The organism is Streptomyces sp. NPDC001070 (genome assembly GCF_053598835.1).
Map to the genome: position 1 here is coordinate 259,805 of NZ_JBSFLB010000002.1, position 19,766 is coordinate 279,570.

At 70.2% G+C, this 19,766-nt stretch carries 15 protein-coding genes; 14 read left to right on the plus strand and 1 reads right to left on the minus strand.

The features are described 5' to 3' along the window. Positions 1-226: 226 nt before the first annotated feature. The 3 genes from ACWDAS_RS03475 to clpX all read left to right on the plus strand — a co-directional run bounded on the left by ACWDAS_RS03475 (position 227) and on the right by clpX (position 3,023). Complete coding sequence (locus tag ACWDAS_RS03475) at positions 227-829, plus strand: ATP-dependent Clp protease proteolytic subunit (protein WP_450387283.1); 603 nt, start codon at positions 227-229, stop codon at positions 827-829. Positions 830-890: 61 nt separating this feature from the next. After that, positions 891-1,562 carry an ATP-dependent Clp protease proteolytic subunit gene (locus ACWDAS_RS03480; protein ID WP_450387029.1) on the plus strand — a complete coding sequence of 224 codons (672 nt, stop codon included), beginning with the start codon at positions 891-893 and terminating at the stop codon, positions 1,560-1,562. 174 nt (positions 1,563-1,736) lie between these two features. Next, positions 1,737-3,023, plus strand: coding sequence for an ATP-dependent Clp protease ATP-binding subunit ClpX (gene clpX / locus ACWDAS_RS03485; RefSeq protein WP_450387031.1), 1,287 nt, complete (start codon positions 1,737-1,739; stop codon positions 3,021-3,023). Positions 3,024-3,084: 61 nt separating this feature from the next. Here the strand turns inward: clpX and ACWDAS_RS03490 are convergent, their stop codons facing one another. Beyond that, complete coding sequence (locus ACWDAS_RS03490; protein WP_450387033.1) at positions 3,085-3,918, minus strand: hypothetical protein; 834 nt, start codon at positions 3,916-3,918, stop codon at positions 3,085-3,087. Between the two features lie 533 nt (positions 3,919-4,451). On the opposite strand from ACWDAS_RS03490, the gene ACWDAS_RS03495 reads away from it, so the two are divergent. The 11 genes from ACWDAS_RS03495 (at position 4,452) to ACWDAS_RS03545 (ending at position 19,765) form a co-directional block, all read left to right on the plus strand. Beyond that, positions 4,452-7,088 carry a valine--tRNA ligase gene (locus ACWDAS_RS03495; protein WP_450387034.1) on the plus strand — a complete coding sequence of 879 codons (2,637 nt, stop codon included), beginning with the start codon at positions 4,452-4,454 and terminating at the stop codon, positions 7,086-7,088. Positions 7,089-7,213: 125 nt separating this feature from the next. After that, positions 7,214-8,698, plus strand: coding sequence for a bifunctional tetrahydrofolate synthase/dihydrofolate synthase (gene folC, locus ACWDAS_RS03500; protein WP_450387284.1), 1,485 nt, complete (start codon positions 7,214-7,216; stop codon positions 8,696-8,698). A gap of 24 nt (positions 8,699-8,722) precedes the next feature. Beyond that, a complete protein-coding gene (locus ACWDAS_RS03505) occupies positions 8,723-9,058 on the plus strand; it encodes a DUF4233 domain-containing protein (RefSeq protein ID WP_450387036.1) in 336 nt (111 codons plus the stop codon). 96 nt (positions 9,059-9,154) lie between these two features. Further along, positions 9,155-9,568 carry a nucleoside-diphosphate kinase gene (gene ndk / locus ACWDAS_RS03510; protein WP_450387038.1) on the plus strand — a complete coding sequence of 138 codons (414 nt, stop codon included), beginning with the start codon at positions 9,155-9,157 and terminating at the stop codon, positions 9,566-9,568. Positions 9,569-9,881: 313 nt separating this feature from the next. Then, entirely contained in the window at positions 9,882-10,901 is a 1,020-nt protein-coding gene (locus ACWDAS_RS03515; protein ID WP_450387285.1) for a rod shape-determining protein, read from the plus strand. Positions 10,902-11,023: 122 nt separating this feature from the next. Continuing rightward, a complete protein-coding gene (gene mreC / locus ACWDAS_RS03520) occupies positions 11,024-11,971 on the plus strand; it encodes a rod shape-determining protein MreC (protein WP_450387040.1) in 948 nt (315 codons plus the stop codon). Further along, positions 11,968-12,576, plus strand: coding sequence for a rod shape-determining protein MreD (gene mreD, locus ACWDAS_RS03525; RefSeq protein ID WP_450387042.1), 609 nt, complete (start codon positions 11,968-11,970; stop codon positions 12,574-12,576). Before mreC ends, mreD begins: the two co-directional genes overlap by 4 nt. Positions 12,577-12,736: 160 nt before the next feature. Continuing rightward, entirely contained in the window at positions 12,737-14,947 is a 2,211-nt protein-coding gene (mrdA, locus tag ACWDAS_RS03530; RefSeq protein WP_450387044.1) for a penicillin-binding protein 2, read from the plus strand. After that, complete coding sequence (gene rodA, locus ACWDAS_RS03535; protein WP_450387046.1) at positions 14,944-16,140, plus strand: rod shape-determining protein RodA; 1,197 nt, start codon at positions 14,944-14,946, stop codon at positions 16,138-16,140. Before mrdA ends, rodA begins: the two co-directional genes overlap by 4 nt. Positions 16,141-16,200: 60 nt before the next feature. Beyond that, on the plus strand, positions 16,201-17,736 hold the full coding sequence (locus tag ACWDAS_RS03540) for a CYTH and CHAD domain-containing protein (RefSeq protein ID WP_450387048.1): 1,536 nt from the start codon (positions 16,201-16,203) through the stop codon (positions 17,734-17,736). A gap of 103 nt (positions 17,737-17,839) precedes the next feature. Then, positions 17,840-19,765 (plus strand): TIGR03960 family B12-binding radical SAM protein, encoded by a 1,926-nt coding sequence (locus ACWDAS_RS03545; protein WP_450387050.1) that lies wholly within the window; start codon positions 17,840-17,842, stop codon positions 19,763-19,765. Position 19,766 lies beyond the last annotated feature (1 nt).

The window sequence follows — 19,766 nt, forward strand, 5'->3', positions numbered from 1 at the left end:
ACTCCCGACGGGCCCGGACGACCAGTGCGTCCGGGCCCGTTCTGCTTCCGTTTCGCTCTCCGCTTACACCCTGCCTGCGCTCACAGCGAACAGTTTCGCGTGAGGGATTGCTGCGCCCCACCTGCGCGTTAGGGTCCGTAAGTACGAGGGCCCGTGCCCTACGAGAAGTCCCTGTGACGGCGTCCGCGCCGTCCGACAACGAGCAGGTGGATACGTGACGACTCCGATGCCTTCCGCCGCCGGCGAGCCGACCATCGGTGGCCTCGGCGACCAGGTCTACAACCGGCTGCTCGGCGAGCGGATCATCTTCCTCGGCCAGCCCGTCGACGACGACATCGCCAACAAGATCACCGCGCAGCTGCTCCTCCTTGCCGCCGAGCCGGACAAGGACATCTACCTCTACATCAACAGCCCCGGCGGCTCCGTGACGGCGGGCATGGCGATCTACGACACCATGCAGTTCATCAAGAACGACGTGGTCACCATCGCCATGGGTCTGGCGGCCTCCATGGGCCAGTTCCTGCTGACGGCCGGTACGCCGGGCAAGCGTTTCGCGCTGCCGAACACCGACATCCTGATGCACCAGCCGTCCGCCGGTCTCGCCGGCTCGGCCTCCGACATCAAGATCCACGCCGAGCAGCTGCTGCGCACGAAGAAGCGCATGGCCGAGCTCATCGCGCAGCACTCCGGCCGCACCGTCGAGGAGGTCACCCGCGACTCCGACCGCGACCGCTGGTTCTCCACCGAGGCGGCCAAGGAATACGGCCTGATCGACGACGTCATCACGCACGCGGTGAACGTGCCGGGCGGCGGCGGCACCGGGGCCTGACCGGGCCTTGCCCGTACAGCCCCGCAGGACCGACCCCAGCCCACTGCTCATCCTCAGGACGGTGAACGTGACCACCCAGAACTTCCCCGGCAGCGGCCTCTACGACCGCACGACCCAGGCCGAGGCCCGCTACGTCGTGCCGCGCTTCGTGGAGCGCACCTCCCAGGGCATCCGCGAGTACGACCCGTACGCGAAGCTCTTCGAGGAGCGCGTGATCTTCCTCGGGGTGCAGATCGACGACGCGTCCGCCAACGACGTCATGGCGCAGCTGCTGTGCCTGGAGTCGATGGACCCGGACCGCGACATCTCGGTCTACATCAACAGCCCCGGCGGCTCCTTCACGGCGCTGACGGCCATCTACGACACGATGCAGTTCGTGAAGCCCGACATCCAGACGGTCTGCATGGGCCAGGCGGCCTCCGCCGCGGCCGTGCTGCTCGCCGCCGGCACCCCCGGCAAGCGGATGGCGCTGCCGAACGCCCGCATCCTGATCCACCAGCCGTACAGCGAGACCGGCCGCGGCCAGGTCTCCGACCTGGAGATCGCCGCCAACGAGATCCTGCGGATGCGGGCCCAGCTGGAGGAGATGCTGGCCAAGCACTCCAGCACCCCGATCGAGAAGATCCGCGACGACATCGAGCGCGACAAGATCCTCACGGCCGAGGAGGCGCTCTCCTACGGTCTGGTCGACCAGATCGTCTCGACCCGCAAGGGTTCGTCGGTCGCGGTCTGAGGCCCGGCAGGGCATTCTGCGACAAGAAGTCCCCTCTTGGGGTGTCGGGGTTGTGCAGGTCACGGCCCAGTCGCTCCAAGGGGGGCCCGCACTGGGGGCGCGGCAAGGTACCGTCGATAGGCAAGCACCAGGACTCGTCGAACTGACGGGACCCAGGCGAAGGGGAAGCACCTCGTGGCACGCATCGGTGACGGCGGCGATCTGCTCAAGTGCTCGTTCTGCGGAAAGAGCCAGAAGCAGGTGAAGAAGCTCATCGCAGGACCCGGTGTGTACATCTGCGACGAGTGCATCGATCTCTGCAACGAGATCATCGAGGAGGAGCTCGCCGAGTCCTCCGAGGTGCGGTGGGAGGACCTGCCGAAGCCGCGCGAGATCTACGAGTTCCTGGAGAGCTACGTCGTCGGCCAGGAGCCGGCGAAGAAGGCGCTCTCCGTGGCGGTCTACAACCATTACAAGCGGGTGCAGGCCGGCGAGAACGGCGGCGGCCGCGGCCACGACGACGGCATCGAGCTCGCCAAGTCCAACATCCTGCTGCTCGGCCCCACGGGTTCCGGCAAGACCCTGCTCGCCCAGACCCTGGCCCGCATGCTGAACGTGCCGTTCGCCATCGCGGACGCCACGGCGCTGACCGAGGCCGGCTACGTCGGCGAGGACGTCGAGAACATCCTGCTCAAACTGATCCAGGCGGCCGACTACGACGTCAAGAAGGCCGAGACCGGGATCATCTACATCGACGAGATCGACAAGGTCGCCCGCAAGAGCGAGAACCCGTCGATCACCCGCGACGTCTCCGGTGAGGGCGTCCAGCAGGCGCTGCTGAAGATCCTGGAGGGGACCACCGCCTCCGTGCCGCCGCAGGGCGGGCGGAAGCACCCGCACCAGGAGTTCATCCAGATCGACACCACGAACGTGCTCTTCATCGTGGGCGGCGCCTTCGCCGGTCTGGAGAAGATCATCGAGGCCCGGGCCGGCGCCAAGGGCATCGGCTTCGGCGCGACCATCCGCTCCAAGCGGGAGATGGACTCCGCCGACCAGTTCTCCGAGGTCATGCCCGAGGATCTGGTGAAGTTCGGCATGATCCCCGAGTTCATCGGCCGTCTGCCGGTCATCACCAGCGTGCACAACCTGGACCGCGAGGCCCTGCTGCAGATCCTGGTCGAGCCGCGCAACGCCCTGGTCAAGCAGTACCAGCGGCTCTTCGAACTCGACGGCGTCGAGCTCGAGTTCGAGCGTGCCGCCCTGGAGGCCATCGCCGACCAGGCCATCCTCCGCCAGACCGGCGCCCGCGGCCTGCGCGCCATCATGGAGGAGGTCCTGATGTCGGTGATGTACGAGGTGCCCTCGCGCAAGGACGTCGCCCGCGTCGTCATCACCGAGGACGTCGTCCACTCCAACGTGAACCCGACGCTGGTCCCGCGCGAGCCCCGCATCATCGGCAAGGGCGAGCAGAAGAGCGCGTAGCGCACCCCGGCACACGGAAGGGGCGCCCGGCGGATGCCGGGCGCCCTCTGTGCTGTGCGGGTCACTTCTTGACGCGGACCTCGCTGCGGATCTTCACCGTGCTGTCGGCCCACTCCGTCAGGGACGGGGGCTTGGTGGCGCCGGTGATGTCGATGTTCATGTTCATCGCGAGGGCGACGGTGCTGTCGTCGGCCCAGGCGCAGTAGGGGAAGGTGACCCCGGCGGAGCCGAGCGTGCCGCACTTCATGACGTCGCCGTCGAAGCCGGAGGGGTGGACCTCCTTCGGGGCCTCGCCGCCCGAGGTGCCGGCCTTCGAGTTGAAGGCCGTGAGCATCTTGTCGAGCACGGTGTCCGGGTCGCTGACGTCGCCGTAGGCGCCGGTGACGATCACCTGGGTGGTGCCGCTCTTGTAGGTGCCGGAGACCGTGGTGGCGTCGTCGATGCCCGCGTCGTCCCCGGTCTGGCCGTTGCTGAGCGCGGAGTCGTTGCCGGACTTGGTGTACTGGCCGTCGAGCAGCGCCGCCGGCATGGACAGCTTGTACTCCCCGCCACCGCCGCTGCCGCTGCCCGTGAGGGCGATGATCCCGCCGCCTATGACCGCGACGGCGACCACGACGCCGACCACGATGCCGATGACCTTGCCCTTGCCGCCGGACGGCGGGGGAGGCGGAGGGGTGCCCCAGGCGCCGGGCTGCTGGCCGTACGGGCCGGGCTGCTGCGGGTAGCCGTAACCGGGGCCGGGCTGCGGGGCCGGCGGTTGCTGGGGGTAGCCGTAGCCGGGGGGCTGCTGGGGCGGACCGGGCTGGGCCGGTGGCTGCTGGGGGTAGCCGGGCTGGCCCCCGAAGCCAGGCTGGCCACCGTAACCCGGCTGCGGTGGCGGCTGGTTGAAGCTCATCGGTGATTCCCCTCGTTCAACTGCTGTCTCGTACTCATCCTGGCGGATTGTTTAGGTCGTCTTTACATCGAGGTCGTCAGGACTTCGTAACAAGACAGTGCAGATGCCCGGTTGATCTGGTCCCGGGAGCCCATGGGGGTTTTGCGGGCGCGGACGCTGCGGCGCCGTGAGCTCCGGGCCCGGGGGACGGCCTGAGCGCTCATCAGAAGTTCCACTTCGGGGCCCTGTTGGCCGCGGCAGCCCCACGGCCGCCCGCGCCCGGTCCGGATCCGCCACCCGCACCCCGCCGCCGGCGCGACGGCGAGGGGCGGACCCGCGGCGGCGGGCGGGCACGCCGCCGCGGGCCGGCCGTGACGACGCCCGCCCCCTCCGGCCCCGCCCCGGTGGCGGGGGAGGGGGAGGGGCTGCCGGGCGCGGGACCGCCGCGCGTACGGCGACGGCACCGGGGAGAACCTCCGGAGTCCTTGTCCCGCCCCCGCGTCAGGGCGGCACGGATTCGTATCAGGGCCCGCCCCGCCCGTAAACTGAGCGCCGTGACCGACAACACTCAGCAGGCCGCCGCGAGCGGGCCGAACAGCGTGACCCCCGAACTGCCGACCCAGTACGCGCCGGCCGAGGTAGAGGGGCCCCTGTACGAGCGCTGGGTAGAGCGCGGTTACTTCGAGGCCGACGCCAAGAGCGACAAGAAGCCGTACACCATCGTCATCCCGCCGCCGAACGTCACCGGCAGCCTCCACCTGGGCCACGCCTTCCAGCACACGCTGATGGACGCCCTCACCCGCCGCAAGCGGATGCAGGGCTACGAGGCGCTGTGGCTGCCCGGCATGGACCACGCGGGCATCGCCACCCAGAACAAGGTCGAGCAGCAGCTCGCCGAGGAGGGCAAGTCCCGGCACGACCTGGGCCGTGAGGCCTTCGTCGAGCGTGTGTGGCAGTGGAAGGAGGAGTACGGCGGCAAGATCCTCGGGCAGATGCGCCGCCTCGGCGACGGCGTCGACTGGTCGCGCGAGCGCTTCACCATGGACGAGGGGCTCTCCCGCGCCGTCCAGACGATCTTCAAGAAGCTCTACGACGACGGCCTGATCTACCGCGCCGAGCGCATCATCAACTGGTGCCCGCGCTGCCTGACCGCGATCTCCGACATCGAGGTCGAGCACGAGGACCGCGACGGCGAGCTGGTCTCGATCCGCTACGGCGACGGCGAGAACTCCATCGTCGTGGCCACCACCCGCGCCGAGACGATGCTCGGCGACACCGCCGTCGCCGTCCACCCCGACGACGAGCGCTACAAGCACCTCGTCGGGACCGAGATCAACCTGCCGCTCACCGACCGCCGCATCCCGGTCGTGGCGGACGAGCACGTCGACCCGGAGTTCGGCACCGGCGCCGTCAAGGTGACCCCGGCGCACGACCCCAACGACTTCGAGATCGGCCAGCGCCACAACCTGCCGTCCCTGACGATCATGGACGATCACGCGCGGATCACCGTCCACGGCCCCTTCCAGGACATGGACCGCCTCGAGGCCCGTGACGCCGTGGTCGGCGCCCTGCGCTCCCAGGGCCGGATCGTCGCCGAGAAGCGCCCGTACGTCCACGCCGTCGGCCACTGCTCCCGCTGCAAGACGATCATCGAGCCGCGGCTGTCGCTGCAGTGGTGGGTCAAGGTCGCCCCGCTCGCGCAGGCCGCCGGTGACGCGGTCCGCGACGGCCGGGTCACGATCCACCCGCAGGAGATGTCCGGCCGCTACTTCCAGTGGGTCGACAACATGCACGACTGGTGCATCTCGCGCCAGCTGTGGTGGGGCCACCGCATCCCGGTCTGGTACGGCCCGAACGGGGAGACCGTCTGCGTCGGCCCGGACGAGCAGGCCCCGACCGGCGAGGGCTGGACCCAGGACACCGACGTCCTGGACACCTGGTTCTCCTCGGGCCTGTGGCCCTTCTCCACCCTGGGCTGGCCGGAGCGCACCCCGGACCTGGAGAAGTTCTACTCCACCGACGTCCTGCTCACCGGCCACGACATCATCTTCTTCTGGGTCGCCCGGATGATGATGTTCGGCCTGTACGCGATGGACGGCGAGGTCCCGTTCCACACCATCGCCCTCACCGGCCTGGTGCGCGACGAGCGCGGCAAGAAGATGTCCAAGTCCTTCGGCAACGTCGTGGACCCGCTGGACTGGATGGACAAGTACGGCTCCGACGCGCTGCGCTTCACGCTCGCGCGCGGCGCCAACCCCGGCACCGACGTGCCGATCGGCGAGGACTGGGTCCAGGGCTCCCGGAACTTCACCAACAAGATCTGGAACGCCACGCGCTTCGCGCTGATGAACGGCGCCACGGTCGAGGGCGAACTGCCCGCGCCCGAGGAGCTGTCGGCCACCGACCGCTGGATCCTGTCCCGGCTGAACGCCACGGTCGCCGAGGCCGACGCGCTCTACGACGACTACCAGTTCGCGAAGCTCAGCGACGTCCTCTTCCACTTCGCGTGGGACGAGGTCTTCGACTGGTACGTCGAGCTGTCCAAGACCACCTTCATGGCGGACGGACGCCCGGCCGAGGTCTCGCGCCGCGTGCTGGGCGAGGTCCTGGACAAGCTGCTGCGGCTGCTGCACCCGGTCGTCCCCTTCGTCACCGAGACGCTGTGGACCACGCTCACCGGGCGCGAGTCGGTCGTGGTGGCCGACTGGCCGGCCGACTCCGGCTTCCGCGACGCGGCCGCCGAGAAGGAGATCGCGGCGGTGCAGTCGCTGGTCACCGAGGTCCGCCGGTTCCGTGCCGACCAGGGCCTGCAGCCCGGCCAGAAGGTCCCGGCCCGGCTCGACCTCGGCTCCACCAGCCTGGAGGCCCACGAGGCGGCGGTGCGCCAGCTGCTGCGCCTCCAGCCGCAGGGCGAGGACTTCACGGCGACGGCGACCCTCCCGGTCGCGGGTGCGACGGTCGCGCTCGACCTCTCCGGCGCGATCGACGTCGACGCGGAGCGGAAGCGGCTGGCGAAGGACCTGGCCGCGGCCGAGAAGGAGAAGGCGCAGGCCACAGCGAAGCTTGGGAACGAGGCGTTCCTGGCGAAGGCGCCGGAACCGGTCGTCGCGAAGATCCGCACCCGCCTGGAGGCGGCGGAGGCGGACATCGCCCGCATCACGGCGCAGCTGGCGTCGCTGCCGCAGGGCTGACGCACGGGGTGGGCAGACGGAAACGCCTGCCCACAACCCGGATCGATCTGCCCGCTTCGTACAATGTCGTCGTGAGCAATCCGCGCCCCGAGAACGACGAGCCCCTTTCCGATCCGCAGGCCGCGATGGGTCCGGGCGGCGACGAGGACGACGCCGCCTTCGACCCCGGCCGCGAGGCCGACCTGGCGGTGATCGAGGCGGGCAGCCGTACCCTCCGGGCCGGGGGACCGGTGCCGCAGGACGACGGCATCCCCGCCCGCCCCGCCGACCCGGAGGTCGACAGGGCGCTGCGCGAGGTCGAGGCGGAGCTGGCCGACCGCTGGCCGGAGACCAAGCTGGAGCCGTCCCTGGACCGGATGACCGCGCTGATGGACATCCTGGGCGAGCCGCAGCGCTCCTACCCCTCGATCCACATCACCGGCACCAACGGCAAGACCAGCACCGCCCGCATGATCGAGCAGCTGCTGCTCGCCTTCGAGCTGCGCACCGGCCGGTACACCAGCCCGCACGTGCAGTCGGTGACCGAGCGGATCAGCCTCGACGGCCGGCCGATCGCGCCGGAGAAGTTCATCGAGACGTACCGCGACCTCAAGCCCTACGTGGGGATGGTGGACGGCTCGCAGCCGTACCGGATGTCGTTCTTCGAGGTGCTGACCGGCATGGCGTACGCCGCCTTCGCCGACGCCCCGGTCGACGTCGCCGTCGTCGAGGTCGGCATGGGCGGCGGCTGGGACGCGACCAACGTGGTGGACGGCACGGTCGCCGTCGTGACCCCGATCGACCTGGACCACACCGACCGCCTGGGCGAGACGGCCGGCGAGATCGCGGTCGAGAAGAGCGGGATCGTCAAGAAGGACGCCACCGCCGTGCTCGCGCAGCAGCCGGTGGAGGCCGCCCAGGTGCTGCTGAAGCGCGCCGTCGAGGTGGACGCGACGGTGGCCCGGGAGGGCATGGAGTTCGGCGTCGCGCACCGCGAGGTGGCCGTCGGCGGGCAGATGCTGACCCTGCGCGGCCTGGGCGGGGAGTACGAGCAGGTCTTCCTGCCGCTGCACGGTGAGCACCAGGCGCACAACGCGGCGGTGGCGCTCGCCGCCGTCGAGGCCTTCTTCGGCATCGGCACGCTGCACGCCCGCACGCTCGACGTGGACACCGTCCGGGCCGCGTTCGCCAACGTCACCTCGCCGGGCCGGCTGGAGGTCGTGCGCCGCAGCCCCACCGTGGTGCTGGACGCCGCGCACAACCCGGCGGGTGCCCGGGCGGCGGCCGGGGCACTGGGCGAGGCGTTCGGTTTCACCCACCTGGTGGGCGTCGTCGGGACGAGCGGCGACAAGGACGTGCGCGGGCTGCTTGAGGCCTTCGAGCCGGTCTTCGCCGAGGTCGTGGTGACCCAGAACTCCACCCACCGTGCGATGGACGTGGACGAGCTCGCAGCGCTCGCGGTCGAGGTCTTCGGCGACGAGCGCGTGCAGGTCGAGCCCCGGCTGGACGACGCCATCGAGGCGGCCGTGACGCTCGCCGAGGAGCAGGGGGAGTACTCCGGTTCCGGGGTGCTGATCACCGGATCGGTGATCACCGTGGGAGAGGCCCGGCTGCTGCTGGGCCGCAAGTGACGAGCGGGAAGCGAAGCAAAGCGGATGCGGACCCTGTGCGCGAGCACCCTGATCGGTGAGTTCTTCGTGATCGGCTTCGCGGGTCTGGTGGCGATGAAGCAGCCGGACCTGTCGGCCGGCACGGTGTGGACGGTCAGCGGGGTCGCGATGGCCCTGTGCGTGCTGCTGTGCGGGATGCTCGGGCGGCGCGGCGGGCTGGCGGTCGGCTGGCTGCTGCAGGCCGGGCTGATCGCGAGCGGCTTCGTCGTCCCGGTGATGTTCTTCCTCGGCGCGGTCTTCGGCGCCCTGTGGTGGGCCGCCATCCACTACGGCCGCAAGGTCGACCTGGCCAAGGCCGCGCGCGCCGCGCAGCCCGCCTGACCGGACGCGTCGCGTCCGGGGCCGAGGGGGTGCCGTGGGCCGCATGGACCCCCGGTAATGTCGTCGTACCCGCTACCCGCACATAGGAGTCACACCGTGTCCCAGCGCACCCTCGTCCTTCTCAAGCCGGACGCCGTACGTCGCGGCCTGGTCGGCGAGATCCTCGGCCGCATCGAGCGCAAGGCGGGCTGGAGCATCACCGCGCTGGAGCTGCGCACGCTCGACCGGGCGATCCTGGAGCAGCACTACGCCGAGCACGTCGGCCGCCCCTTCTACGAGCCGCTGGTGGAGTTCATGGCCTCCGGCCCGGTCGTCGCCCTGGTCGTCGAGGGCGAGCGGGCCATCGAGGGGCTGCGCGCGCTGGCCGGCCCGACCGACCCGATCGCCGCCGCCCCCGGCTCCATCCGCGGCGACTTCGGCACCATCGTCCGGGAGAACCTGATCCACGCCTCCGACTCCGAGGAGTCCGCCGAGCGCGAGATCAAGATCTTCTTCCCCGGTCTGGTCTGATTCGTCGCGGGAGTTCGCCCCGAATTCTCCGCTGACGCCCGATCAGCTCAACGGGCGGCCGGAAAATTTCCCGGCCGCCCGCGGGCATATGCCGGTGGATCGAGGGAACCAATTCCGCCGACACGGCGTCACCATTGCAGAGGGCAGCTGTGCGTTCTGATGACAATGGCGGCGGAACCCTGACCCCGTGCCCAGGCGGGCGCGACTACGATGGAATCTCCGCTCCTCCGGTTTCGCGCACAGCGCACCCGCCGTGCTCACCCCCACATCGCTCCAGCTCGGGAAGGCCAGACGTATCCTCATGGCGAACAACATGTCGTTCATCGGCCGTGACATGGCTGTCGACCTCGGCACCGCCAACACGCTGGTGTACGTCAGGGGTCGCGGGATCGTCCTCAACGAGCCATCCGTCGTCGCCATCAACACCAATACCGGCGGCATCCTGGCGGTCGGCTCCGAAGCGAAGAAGATGATCGGCCGGACCCCCGGCAACATCGTCGCGGTCCGTCCTCTCAAGGACGGGGTGATCGCGGACTTCGAGATCACCGAACGCATGCTGCGCTACTTCATCCTCAAGATCCACAAGCGCCGCTACCTGGCGCGCCCCCGCGTCGTGGTCTGCGTCCCCTCCGGCATCACCGGGGTCGAGCGCCGCGCCGTCATCGAGGCCGCCACCCAGGCCGGTGCGCGTCAGGTGCACATCATCGAGGAGCCCATGGCCGCCGCGATCGGCGCCGGGCTCCCGGTGCACGAGGCGACCGGCAACATGGTCGTCGACATCGGCGGCGGCACCACCGAGGTCGCCGTCATCTCGCTCGGCGGCATCGTCACGGCGCAGTCCATCCGGGTGGCCGGCGACGAGCTGGACAACGCGATCATCCAGCACATCAAGAAGGAGTACAGCCTCCTGCTGGGCGAGCGCACCGCGGAATCGATCAAGCTCACCATCGGTTCGGCCTTCGCGGCCGACAACGAGGAGCACACCGAGATCCGCGGCCGCGACCTGGTCTCCGGCCTGCCCAAGACGGTGGTCGTCTCGGCCGCCGAGGTGCGCAAGGCCATCGAGGAGCCGGTCAACGCGATCGTCGACGCGGTCAAGACGACGCTCGACAAGTGCCCGCCCGAGCTGTCCGGCGACATCATGGACCGCGGCATCGTCCTGGCCGGCGGCGGCGCAATGCTGCGCGGCCTGGACGAACGGCTGCGCAACGAGACCGGCATGCCGATCCACATCGCCGAGTCCCCGCTCGACTGCGTGGCCCTCGGCGCAGGCAAGTGCGTCGAGGAGTTCGAGGCGCTGCAGCAGGTCCTGGACGCGCAGCCGCGCAGATGAGTCCCCACGATCCGTCGTACGGGTGAAGTCCCGCCCGTACGCCGGATCGTTCTACCTCCCGGGACGGCCCCTAGGGCCCACGGGCTCACACGCTCTGACGAGGAAGGCACGGACTGGCCCCCGTGAGGGACACACGAGAGAGCCGGCTTCTGCTGGTGCTGCTGGTGGCGATCGCATTCGCGCTGATCACCGTCGACATCCGCGGCGGTGAGGACTCACCGCTGGACGGCGCCCGGTCCGCCGCGGCCGCCGTCTTCGGCCCCGTCGAGAACGGGGTCGCGGCCGCGGTCGATCCGGTGGACGACGCGGTGGACGCGGTGCGCGACTCCGGCGACCGCAGCAGCCGCATCAGCGAACTGGAACGGGAGAACGCCGAGCTGAAGCAGCAGCTCGGCAGCAAGGACGCCACGCGCGAGCGGGCCCGCGAACTCGACAAGCTGCTCAAGCTCGCCGGAGCCGGTCAGTACCGGGTCAAGGGCGCGCAGGTCATCGCGATAGGAGCCGCCCAGGGCTTCTCCTGGACGGTCACCATCGACGCCGGTGCGAACGACGGCATCCAGCGCGACATGACCGTGGTCAACGGCGACGGCCTGGTCGGCCGGGTCACCACCGTCGGCCCCTCCACCTCGACCGTCCTGCTCGCCTGCGACCCGGACTTCACGGTCGGCACCCGGCTGGAGAAGTCCTCCGAGCTCGGCTTCGCCACCGGCCAGGGCAACCGGCCGATGCGGGTCCAGCTCCTCAACGGCAAGGCGCACGTGAAGAAGGGCTCGCGGCTGGTCACCTTCGGCTCGCAGGCGGACAAGCCGTTCGTCCCCGGTGTGCCGGTCGGCACGGTCGCCAAGGTGGACCGCGCGGGGGGCGGCCTGACCCGTACGGTCGAGGTCACCCCGTTCGTCGGGTTCACCAAGCTCGACATCGTGGGCGTCGTGGTCCAGGGTCCGCGCAAGGACCCGCGTGACTCGGTGCTGCCGGCCGGACCGAAGCCGGTCCCGACGGTCACCGTCACGGCGACGCCGAGTGTGAACCCCTCTCAGTCCTCCCTCTACGGACAGGAGGAGGTCCGATGAAGCGCGCGCTGCTCTCCACCGGCCTCGTGGTCGCCGGCATGGTCATCCAGGTGTGCGTCCTGGCCCGCCTCCACCTGCCCGGCGCCGTCCCCGACCTGCTGCTGCTCGTCGTCCTCGGCCTCGCACTGACGTACGGTCACGTGGCCGGCTGCCTCATCGGCTTCGGCGCCGGCCTGCTCGCCGACCTCGCCCCGCCCGCCGACCACGCCGCGGGCCGCTACGCCCTCGTGCTGTGCGTCATCGGCTACCTCGCGGGCCTGGTCAAGCCCGACGGCGGCCAGCTGCGTTCGGCCACCCGGCCGATGCTGGTCGTGGTCGGCGCGGCCATCGCCTCCACGGTGCTGTACGCGGCGGTGGGCGCCCTCGTCGGCGACACCGCGGCCCAGCACGTCGGCCTCGGCAAGCTGCTGTTCACCGCCGCCCTGTACGACCTGCTGCTCGCCCCGTTCACCGTGCCGTGGATCATGGGCCTGGCCCGCCGGCTCCAGGGCGATCCGCTCGCCGAGGACGCCTCCGGCGCCGGCTTCGGCACCCGTATCGGCGGCCAGCGCTCGAGCATCCTGGGCAGGGTGGGGAGCGTCGCCAAGGGAGGACGGCGCCTGTGAGCTCCCACCCTCCCCTGGGCTTTGCCATGGGTGACCCCATCACCACCACCCTTGTGACGAAGGCGCTTCGCACCCTTTCCGGGCGCGAGACCGCCGGACCGCGGCCGACGGCGAGGCGCGCCCTGTCGTGCCGGGCGGTCGCAGAAGCGGGAGGGACGGCGTGAGCAACATCCCCGAGACCGGGCGGACGCCGCGGGTCACCATCCGGCTGGTGATCCTGCAGATCCTGGTCCTGTCCCTGCTGGCCACCCTCGGCGGGCGGCTGTGGTTCCTGCAGATCCGCAACGGCCAGGAGTACACGGCGCAGGCCAACAGCAACAACGTCCAGGAGGTCGTCACCCCGGCCGTCCGCGGTTCGATCCTGGACGACAAGGGCGTGGCGCTCGCCGACAACGAGACCCGCCTGGTGGTCTCGGCGAGCCGTACCGACCTGCTGAAGCAGAAGGACGACGGCAAGGCGGTGCTGACCCGGCTCGCCGACGTGCTGCACATGAAGCCGGACGAGGTCCTGGGCAAGGTCCGGCTGTGCGACTCGCAGACCCCCAAGCCCTGCTGGAACGGCTCGCCATACCAGCCGATCCCCATCACCGACGAGGCCACCACCCAGCAGGCGCTGCAGATCATGGAGCGCCGCGAGGACTTCCCCGGCATCACCGCCGAGCCCACCGCGGTGCGGCGCTACACCTCGCCGTTCGGGGCCAACGCCTCCCAGGTCCTCGGCTACCTCTCGCCCGTCACGGACGACGAGCTCACCGCCGCGGAGAAGAAGGGCCAGTCGCTGCTGCGCTCCGACCAGATCGGCCGTTCCGGCCTGGAGCGCACCTACGACGGCGAGCTGCGCGGCAAGGCCGGCGTCACCCGCTACGAGGTGGACAACCTCGGCCGGGTCATCGGCAAGGCGGGCGAGACCGCCGCGGAACCCGGCAGCCACCTGGTCACCAGCATCGACGCCCGCGTCCAGGCGGTCGCGGAGAAGGAGCTGGACCAGGCTATGAAGGTCGCCCGGAAGACCTTCGACAAGGTCACCGGCAGTCTGTACAAGGCCGACTCCGGCGCCGTCGTCGTCATGGACGTGCACACCGGACAGGTCATCGCGATGGCCAGCGCGCCGACGTACGACCCGAACGTCTGGGTCGGCGGGATCTCCGCCAAGGACTACGCCAAGCTCACCGGCAAGAAGTCCAACTTCCCGCTGCTCAACCGGGCCATACAGGGTCAGTCGGCCCCGGGCTCCACGTTCAAGGCGATCTCCACCTCGGCCGCCGTGAAGGCCGGCTACGACATCAACGGGCGCTACCCGTGCCCGTCCTCGATGACCATCGGCGGCCGGGTCTTCAACAACTTCGAGGGCGAGAGCGCGGGTTCCATCACCCTCGCCCACGCCCTGGAGATCTCCTGCGACACCGTCTTCTACGGCCTGTCGTACGACCAGTGGCTCAAGGACGGCGGCACCAAGCCGAAGAAGCACCCCAAGGACTGGTTCTACAAGACCGCCAAGGAGTACGGACTCGGCTCGGTGACCGGCATCGACCTGCCCTCCGAGGTGACCGGCCGGATCCCCGACCGGCAGTGGAAGCGGGACTACTACGAGGCCAACAAGACCTACTGGTGCAAGGTCGCCAAGAGCGACAAGCAGGACTACGCGAGCCAGATCGCGCGTGAGAACTGCGTCGACGGCTATGTGATGCGCGCCGGTGACTCGGTCAACTACGCCATCGGCCAGGGCGACACCCTGGTCACCCCGATCCAGATGGCCCGCGTCTACTCGGCCATCTCCAACGGCGGCACCCTCTACCAGCCGACCATCGGCAAGGCGGTCATCAGTGCCGACGGCAAGAAGGTCACCCGGATCAAGCCGAAGGTGAACGGTCACGCCCCGGCCAGCAAGAAGACCCTGAAGTACATCAACGAGGCCCTGGAGGGCGTCGTGACCCACGGTACGGCCGCCTGGCGCTTCGGCGGCTGGCCGCAGGACAAGATCGCCCTGCACGCCAAGACCGGTACCGCGGAGGTCGCCGGCAAGCAGACCACCTCGTGGTTCACGACGTACACCAAGGACTACGCGGTCGTCATGACGATCTCCCAGGGCGGTACCGGTTCCGGTGGTTCCGGTCCGGCCGTCCGCGCGATCTACGAGGCCATGTACGGCGTCCAGAAGGACGGGTCGATCGACAACAAGAAGGCGCTGCTCCCGCATCCCGAGACCAAGCTGCCGAAGATCGACTCCGACGGCGCCATCCGGGTCACCCAAGCCTCCTACGCCGACGTGCCCCCGGTGCCCTCCGCGCCGCGGGACACCGTGGTGACCGCCGCCGCGCTGCCCCCGGACCGCAGCGAGAAGCTCCTGCTGGGCAGGAGGTACTGGTCGTGAGCGCGAACGGCTACGCGATCCGGCGCTTCACCCCGGAACGGGGCACGCTGGGCAAGCTCCTGGCCCGCGACTCGATAATGCGGCGGATGGACTGGCTGCTGCTCGGCGCCGCCCTCGCGCTCTCCCTGATCGGGATGGCGCTGGTGTTCTCCGCCACGCGCAACCGCACCGAGCTGACCCACGGCGACCCGTACTACTTCCTGCTGCGGCACATGCTCAACACCGCCATCGGCTTCGCCCTCGCCGCCGGCACCGTGGCCCTGGGCCACCGCCGGCTGCGCGGCGCGGTGCCGGTGCTGTACGCCATCTCGGTGCTCCTGGTGACGGCCGTCCTGACCCCGCTGGGCTCCACCGTCAACGGCGCCCACGCGTGGATCGTGCTGGGCGGCGGGTTCTCGCTCCAGCCGTCCGAGTTCACCAAGATCACCATCATCCTGGGCATGGCGATGATGCTGTCCGCCCGGGTCGACGCCGGTGACCGGCTCTTCCCCGACCACCGCACGGTGGCCCAGTCGCTCGGCTTCGCCATACTGCCGATGGCGATCGTCATGCTGATGCCCGACCTCGGCTCGGTCATGGTGATGGCGGTCATCGTGCTCGGCGTGCTGCTCGCCTCCGGCGCGTCCAACCGCTGGGTGCTCGGCCTGATCGCGGCCGGCGCCGGCGGCGCGATCGCCGTCTGGCAGCTCGGCGTCCTGGACCAGTACCAGATCGACCGCTTCGCCGCCTTCGCCAACCCGGCCCTCGACCCCGCGGGCGTCGGCTACAACACCAACCAGGCGCGGATCGCGATCGGTTCCGGCGGGCTGCTCGGCAAGGGCCTGTTCGAGGGCAGCCAGACCACCGGGCAGTTCGTGCCCGAGCAGCAGACCGACTTCGTCTTCACCGTGGCGGGGGAGGAGCTGGGCTTCGTCGGCGCGGCCCTGATCATCGTGCTGCTGGGCGTGGTGATGTGGCGCGCCTGCCGCATCGCCCGCAACGCCACCGACCTGTACGGCACGATCATCGCGGCCGGCGTCGTCGCCTGGTTCGCCTTCCAGTCCTTCGAGAACATCGGCATGACCCTCGGCATCATGCCCGTGGCGGGACTGCCGCTGCCGTTCGTCTCGTACGGCGGATCGTCGATGTTCGCGGTCTGGATCGCGATCGGGCTGCTCCAGGCCGTCCACATGAAGCGGCCCATGTCGGCCTGATCCCGCTCACCGGGTGAACGCACCATTGCGGCGGCGCGAACCCGCGATTAGGTTCCTGACATGGGGAAGCGTGTCGCGGAGACCGAGCGCAAGTACGAGGCCGCCGGGCAGACCGGTGAGCCGGATCTGGACGGACTGCCCGGGGTCGCGGCCGTACGCGTACTGCAGCCGGCCGAACTCGACGCCGTCTACGTCGACACGCCCGACCTGCGCCTGGCGACGCACAAGATCACGCTACGGCGCCGCACCGGCGGCGACGACGCCGGCTGGCACCTGAAGCTGCCGACCTCGCAGGCCGACACCCGCACCGAAGTGCACGCCCCCCTCGGCAAGCAGGGACGCAAGGGCCCCAGGGTCCCCAAGTCCCTGGCCGCCGAGGTCACGGCGATCGTCCGCGACCGGGAACTCGTCCCGGTGGTCCGGCTCCGCAACACCCGCAAGCGGGTGCACCTCGTCGACGCCGACGGCGCGTCCCTGGTGGAGATCGCCCACGACCAGGTCCGCGCGACCCTCCTCGACCACGGCGCCGAAGGGCAGGAGAGCGCCTGGACGGAAGTGGAGACCGAACTCCTCGACGGCGACCCCGCGCTTCTCGACGCCGTCGAGAAGCGGCTGCGCGCCGCCGGGTTGCGGCGCTCGAAGTCCCCGTCCAAGCTCGCTCGCGCCCTCGGCGAGCGTCTGACCGCCGCGCCCCGGCCGCCCGGGCCCCCGTCCTCGACCGGCACCGCCGGGGACGTCGCCATGACGTACGTGCACGAACAGGTCACGGCGATCATGGGCTGGGACCCGGCGGTCCGCCGCGACGAGCCGGACTCCGTCCACCAGATGAGGGTCTCCACCCGCCGGCTGCGCAGCGCCTTCAAGAGCTTCCGCCGCGAACTCGACCGCGAGGTGACCGACCCCGTCGGCGACGAGCTCAAGTGGGTGGCCGGGGTGCTCGGGATGGAACGCGACCGCGAAGTCCTCGCCGAACGCCTCCAGGACCGCCTCGCCGAACTGCCGGAGGAACTCGTCACCGAGCCCCTCACCGCCCGGATCGGCGGCGACGCCCCGGTCCACGAGGGGGCTCGCAAGGAGCTCCTGCGCGAACTCGGCGGCCCGCGCTACTTCCGGCTCCTGGACACCCTCGAGGGCCTGCTCGCCGACCCGCCGCTGCTCGAGGGCGCCGAGGCCCCCGCCGCCCCCGCCGTCGCCAAGGCCGTGAGCCGTGACCACCGCCGGCTGCGCGAGCGCGTCGAGCCCGCCCTCGCGATGGACCCCGGCCGCGAGCGCGACATCGCCCTCCACGACGCCCGCAAGGCCGCCAAGCGCGCCCGATACAGCAGCGAGGCCGCCGGGGCCGCCCCGGGCCTCCGCAAGGCCGCCAAGAAGCACACCAAGCGCATGAAGGCCGTCCAGCAGCTGCTCGGCGAGCACCAGGACAGCGTCATCTGCCGCGACGCGGTCGCACGCCTCGCCTCCGACGCCCGCGAGGCCGGCGAGGACACGTTCGCGTACGGCGTGCTCTACCAGCTCGAACGCGACCGCGCCGCCGCCGTCGAGAACGAGCTGCCGAAGGCGTGGCCCAAGTCCGATCGCGGCAAGCTGGCCGGCTGAGCCCGCCCCGGCGGGGACGGCGGGCGTGGAGAGCGGCCGGGAAGCCCCTGGTGACGCGTTACGCTGAATGGTCACCCTTGCCAGCTCACGAAAGACACCTCTGATGCCTGTCGAGTCGGTCTTCCCACAGCTCGAGGCCCTGCTGCCGCATGTGCAGAAGCCGATCCAGTACGTCGGCGGGGAGCTGAACTCCACCGTCAAGCCCTGGGACGAGTGCGACGTCCGGTGGTCCCTGATGTACCCGGACGCGTACGAGGTCGGACTGCCCAACCAGGGCGTCATGATCCTTTACGAGGTGCTCAACGAGCGCGAGGGCGTGCTGGCCGAGCGCACCTACAGCGTCTGGCCGGACCTGGAGGCGCTGATGCGGGAGCACGGCGTCCCGCAGTTCACCGTGGACGCCCACCGCCCGGTGAAGGCCTTCGACGTCTTCGGCCTCAGCTTCTCCACGGAGCTCGGCTACACCAACATGCTCACGGCACTGGACCTCGCGGGCATCCCGCTGGAGGCCGGTGACCGCACCGAGGACGACCCGATCGTGCTCGCGGGCGGCCACGCGGCCTTCAACCCGGAGCCCATCGCGGACTTCCTCGACGCCGCCGTGATCGGCGACGGCGAGCAGGCCGTGCTGGAGATCACCGACGTGATCCGCGCCTGGAAGGCCGAGGGCCGTCCCGGCGGCCGCGACGAGTTGCTGTTCCGGCTGGCCCGCACCGGCGGGGTGTACGTGCCGAAGTTCTACGACGTGGAGTACCTGGCCGACGGCCGGATCGCCCGTGTCGTCCCCAATCGCTCCGGCGTGCCGTGGCGGGTGTCCAAGCACACCGTCATGGACCTCGACGAGTGGCCGTACCCCAAGCAGCCGCTGGTCCCGCTCGCGGAGACGGTGCACGAGCGCATGTCCGTGGAGATCTTCCGCGGCTGCACGCGCGGCTGCCGCTTCTGCCAGGCGGGCATGATCACCCGCCCGGTGCGCGAGCGCAGCATCACCGGCATCGGCGAGATGGTCGACAAGGGCCTGAAGGCGACCGGCTTCGAGGAGGTCGGCCTGCTCTCGCTGTCCTCCGCCGACCACTCCGAGATCGCCGACGTCGCCAAGGGCCTCGCCGACCGGTACGAGGAGGACAAGATCGGTCTGTCCCTCCCCTCCACCCGCGTCGACGCCTTCAACATCGACCTGGCCAACGAGCTGACCCGCAACGGCCGCCGGTCGGGCCTCACCTTCGCCCCCGAGGGCGGCTCCGAGCGCATCCGCAAGGTCATCAACAAGATGGTCTCGGAGGAGGACCTGATCCGCACCGTCGCCACCGCCTACGGCAACGGCTGGCGCCAGGTGAAGCTGTACTTCATGTGCGGTCTGCCGACCGAGACCGACGAGGACGTGCTGCAGATCGCCGACATGGCGAAGAACGTCATCCAGAAGGGCCGCGAGGTCACCGGCCAGAACGACATCCGCTGCACGGTCTCCATCGGCGGCTTCGTGCCCAAGCCGCACACCCCCTTCCAGTGGGCCCCGCAGCTCGGCGTCGAGGAGACCGACGCCCGCCTGGAGAAGCTCCGCGACTCCATCCGCGGCGACCGCAAGTACGGCCGCAACATCGGCTTCCGCTACCACGACGGCAAGCCCGGCATCATCGAGGGCCTGCTCTCCCGCGGCGACCGCCGGGTCGGCGCCGTCATCCGCGCGGTCTTCGAGGACGGCGGCCGCTTCGACGGCTGGCGCGAGCACTTCTCGTACGACCGCTGGATCCGCATGTGCGAGAAGGCGCTCCCGGAGCAGGGTGTCGACCTCGACTGGTACACCACGCGCGAGCGCACCTACGAGGAGGTCCTGCCCTGGGACCACCTGGACTCCGGTCTGGACAAGGACTGGCTCTGGGAGGACTGGCAGGACGCCCTCGACGAGACCGAGGTCGAGGACTGCCGCTGGACGCCGTGCTTCGACTGCGGCGTGTGTCCACAGATGGACACGGCCATACAAATCGGCCCCACCGGCAAGAAGCTGCTCCCGCTCACGGTCAAGAAGTAGC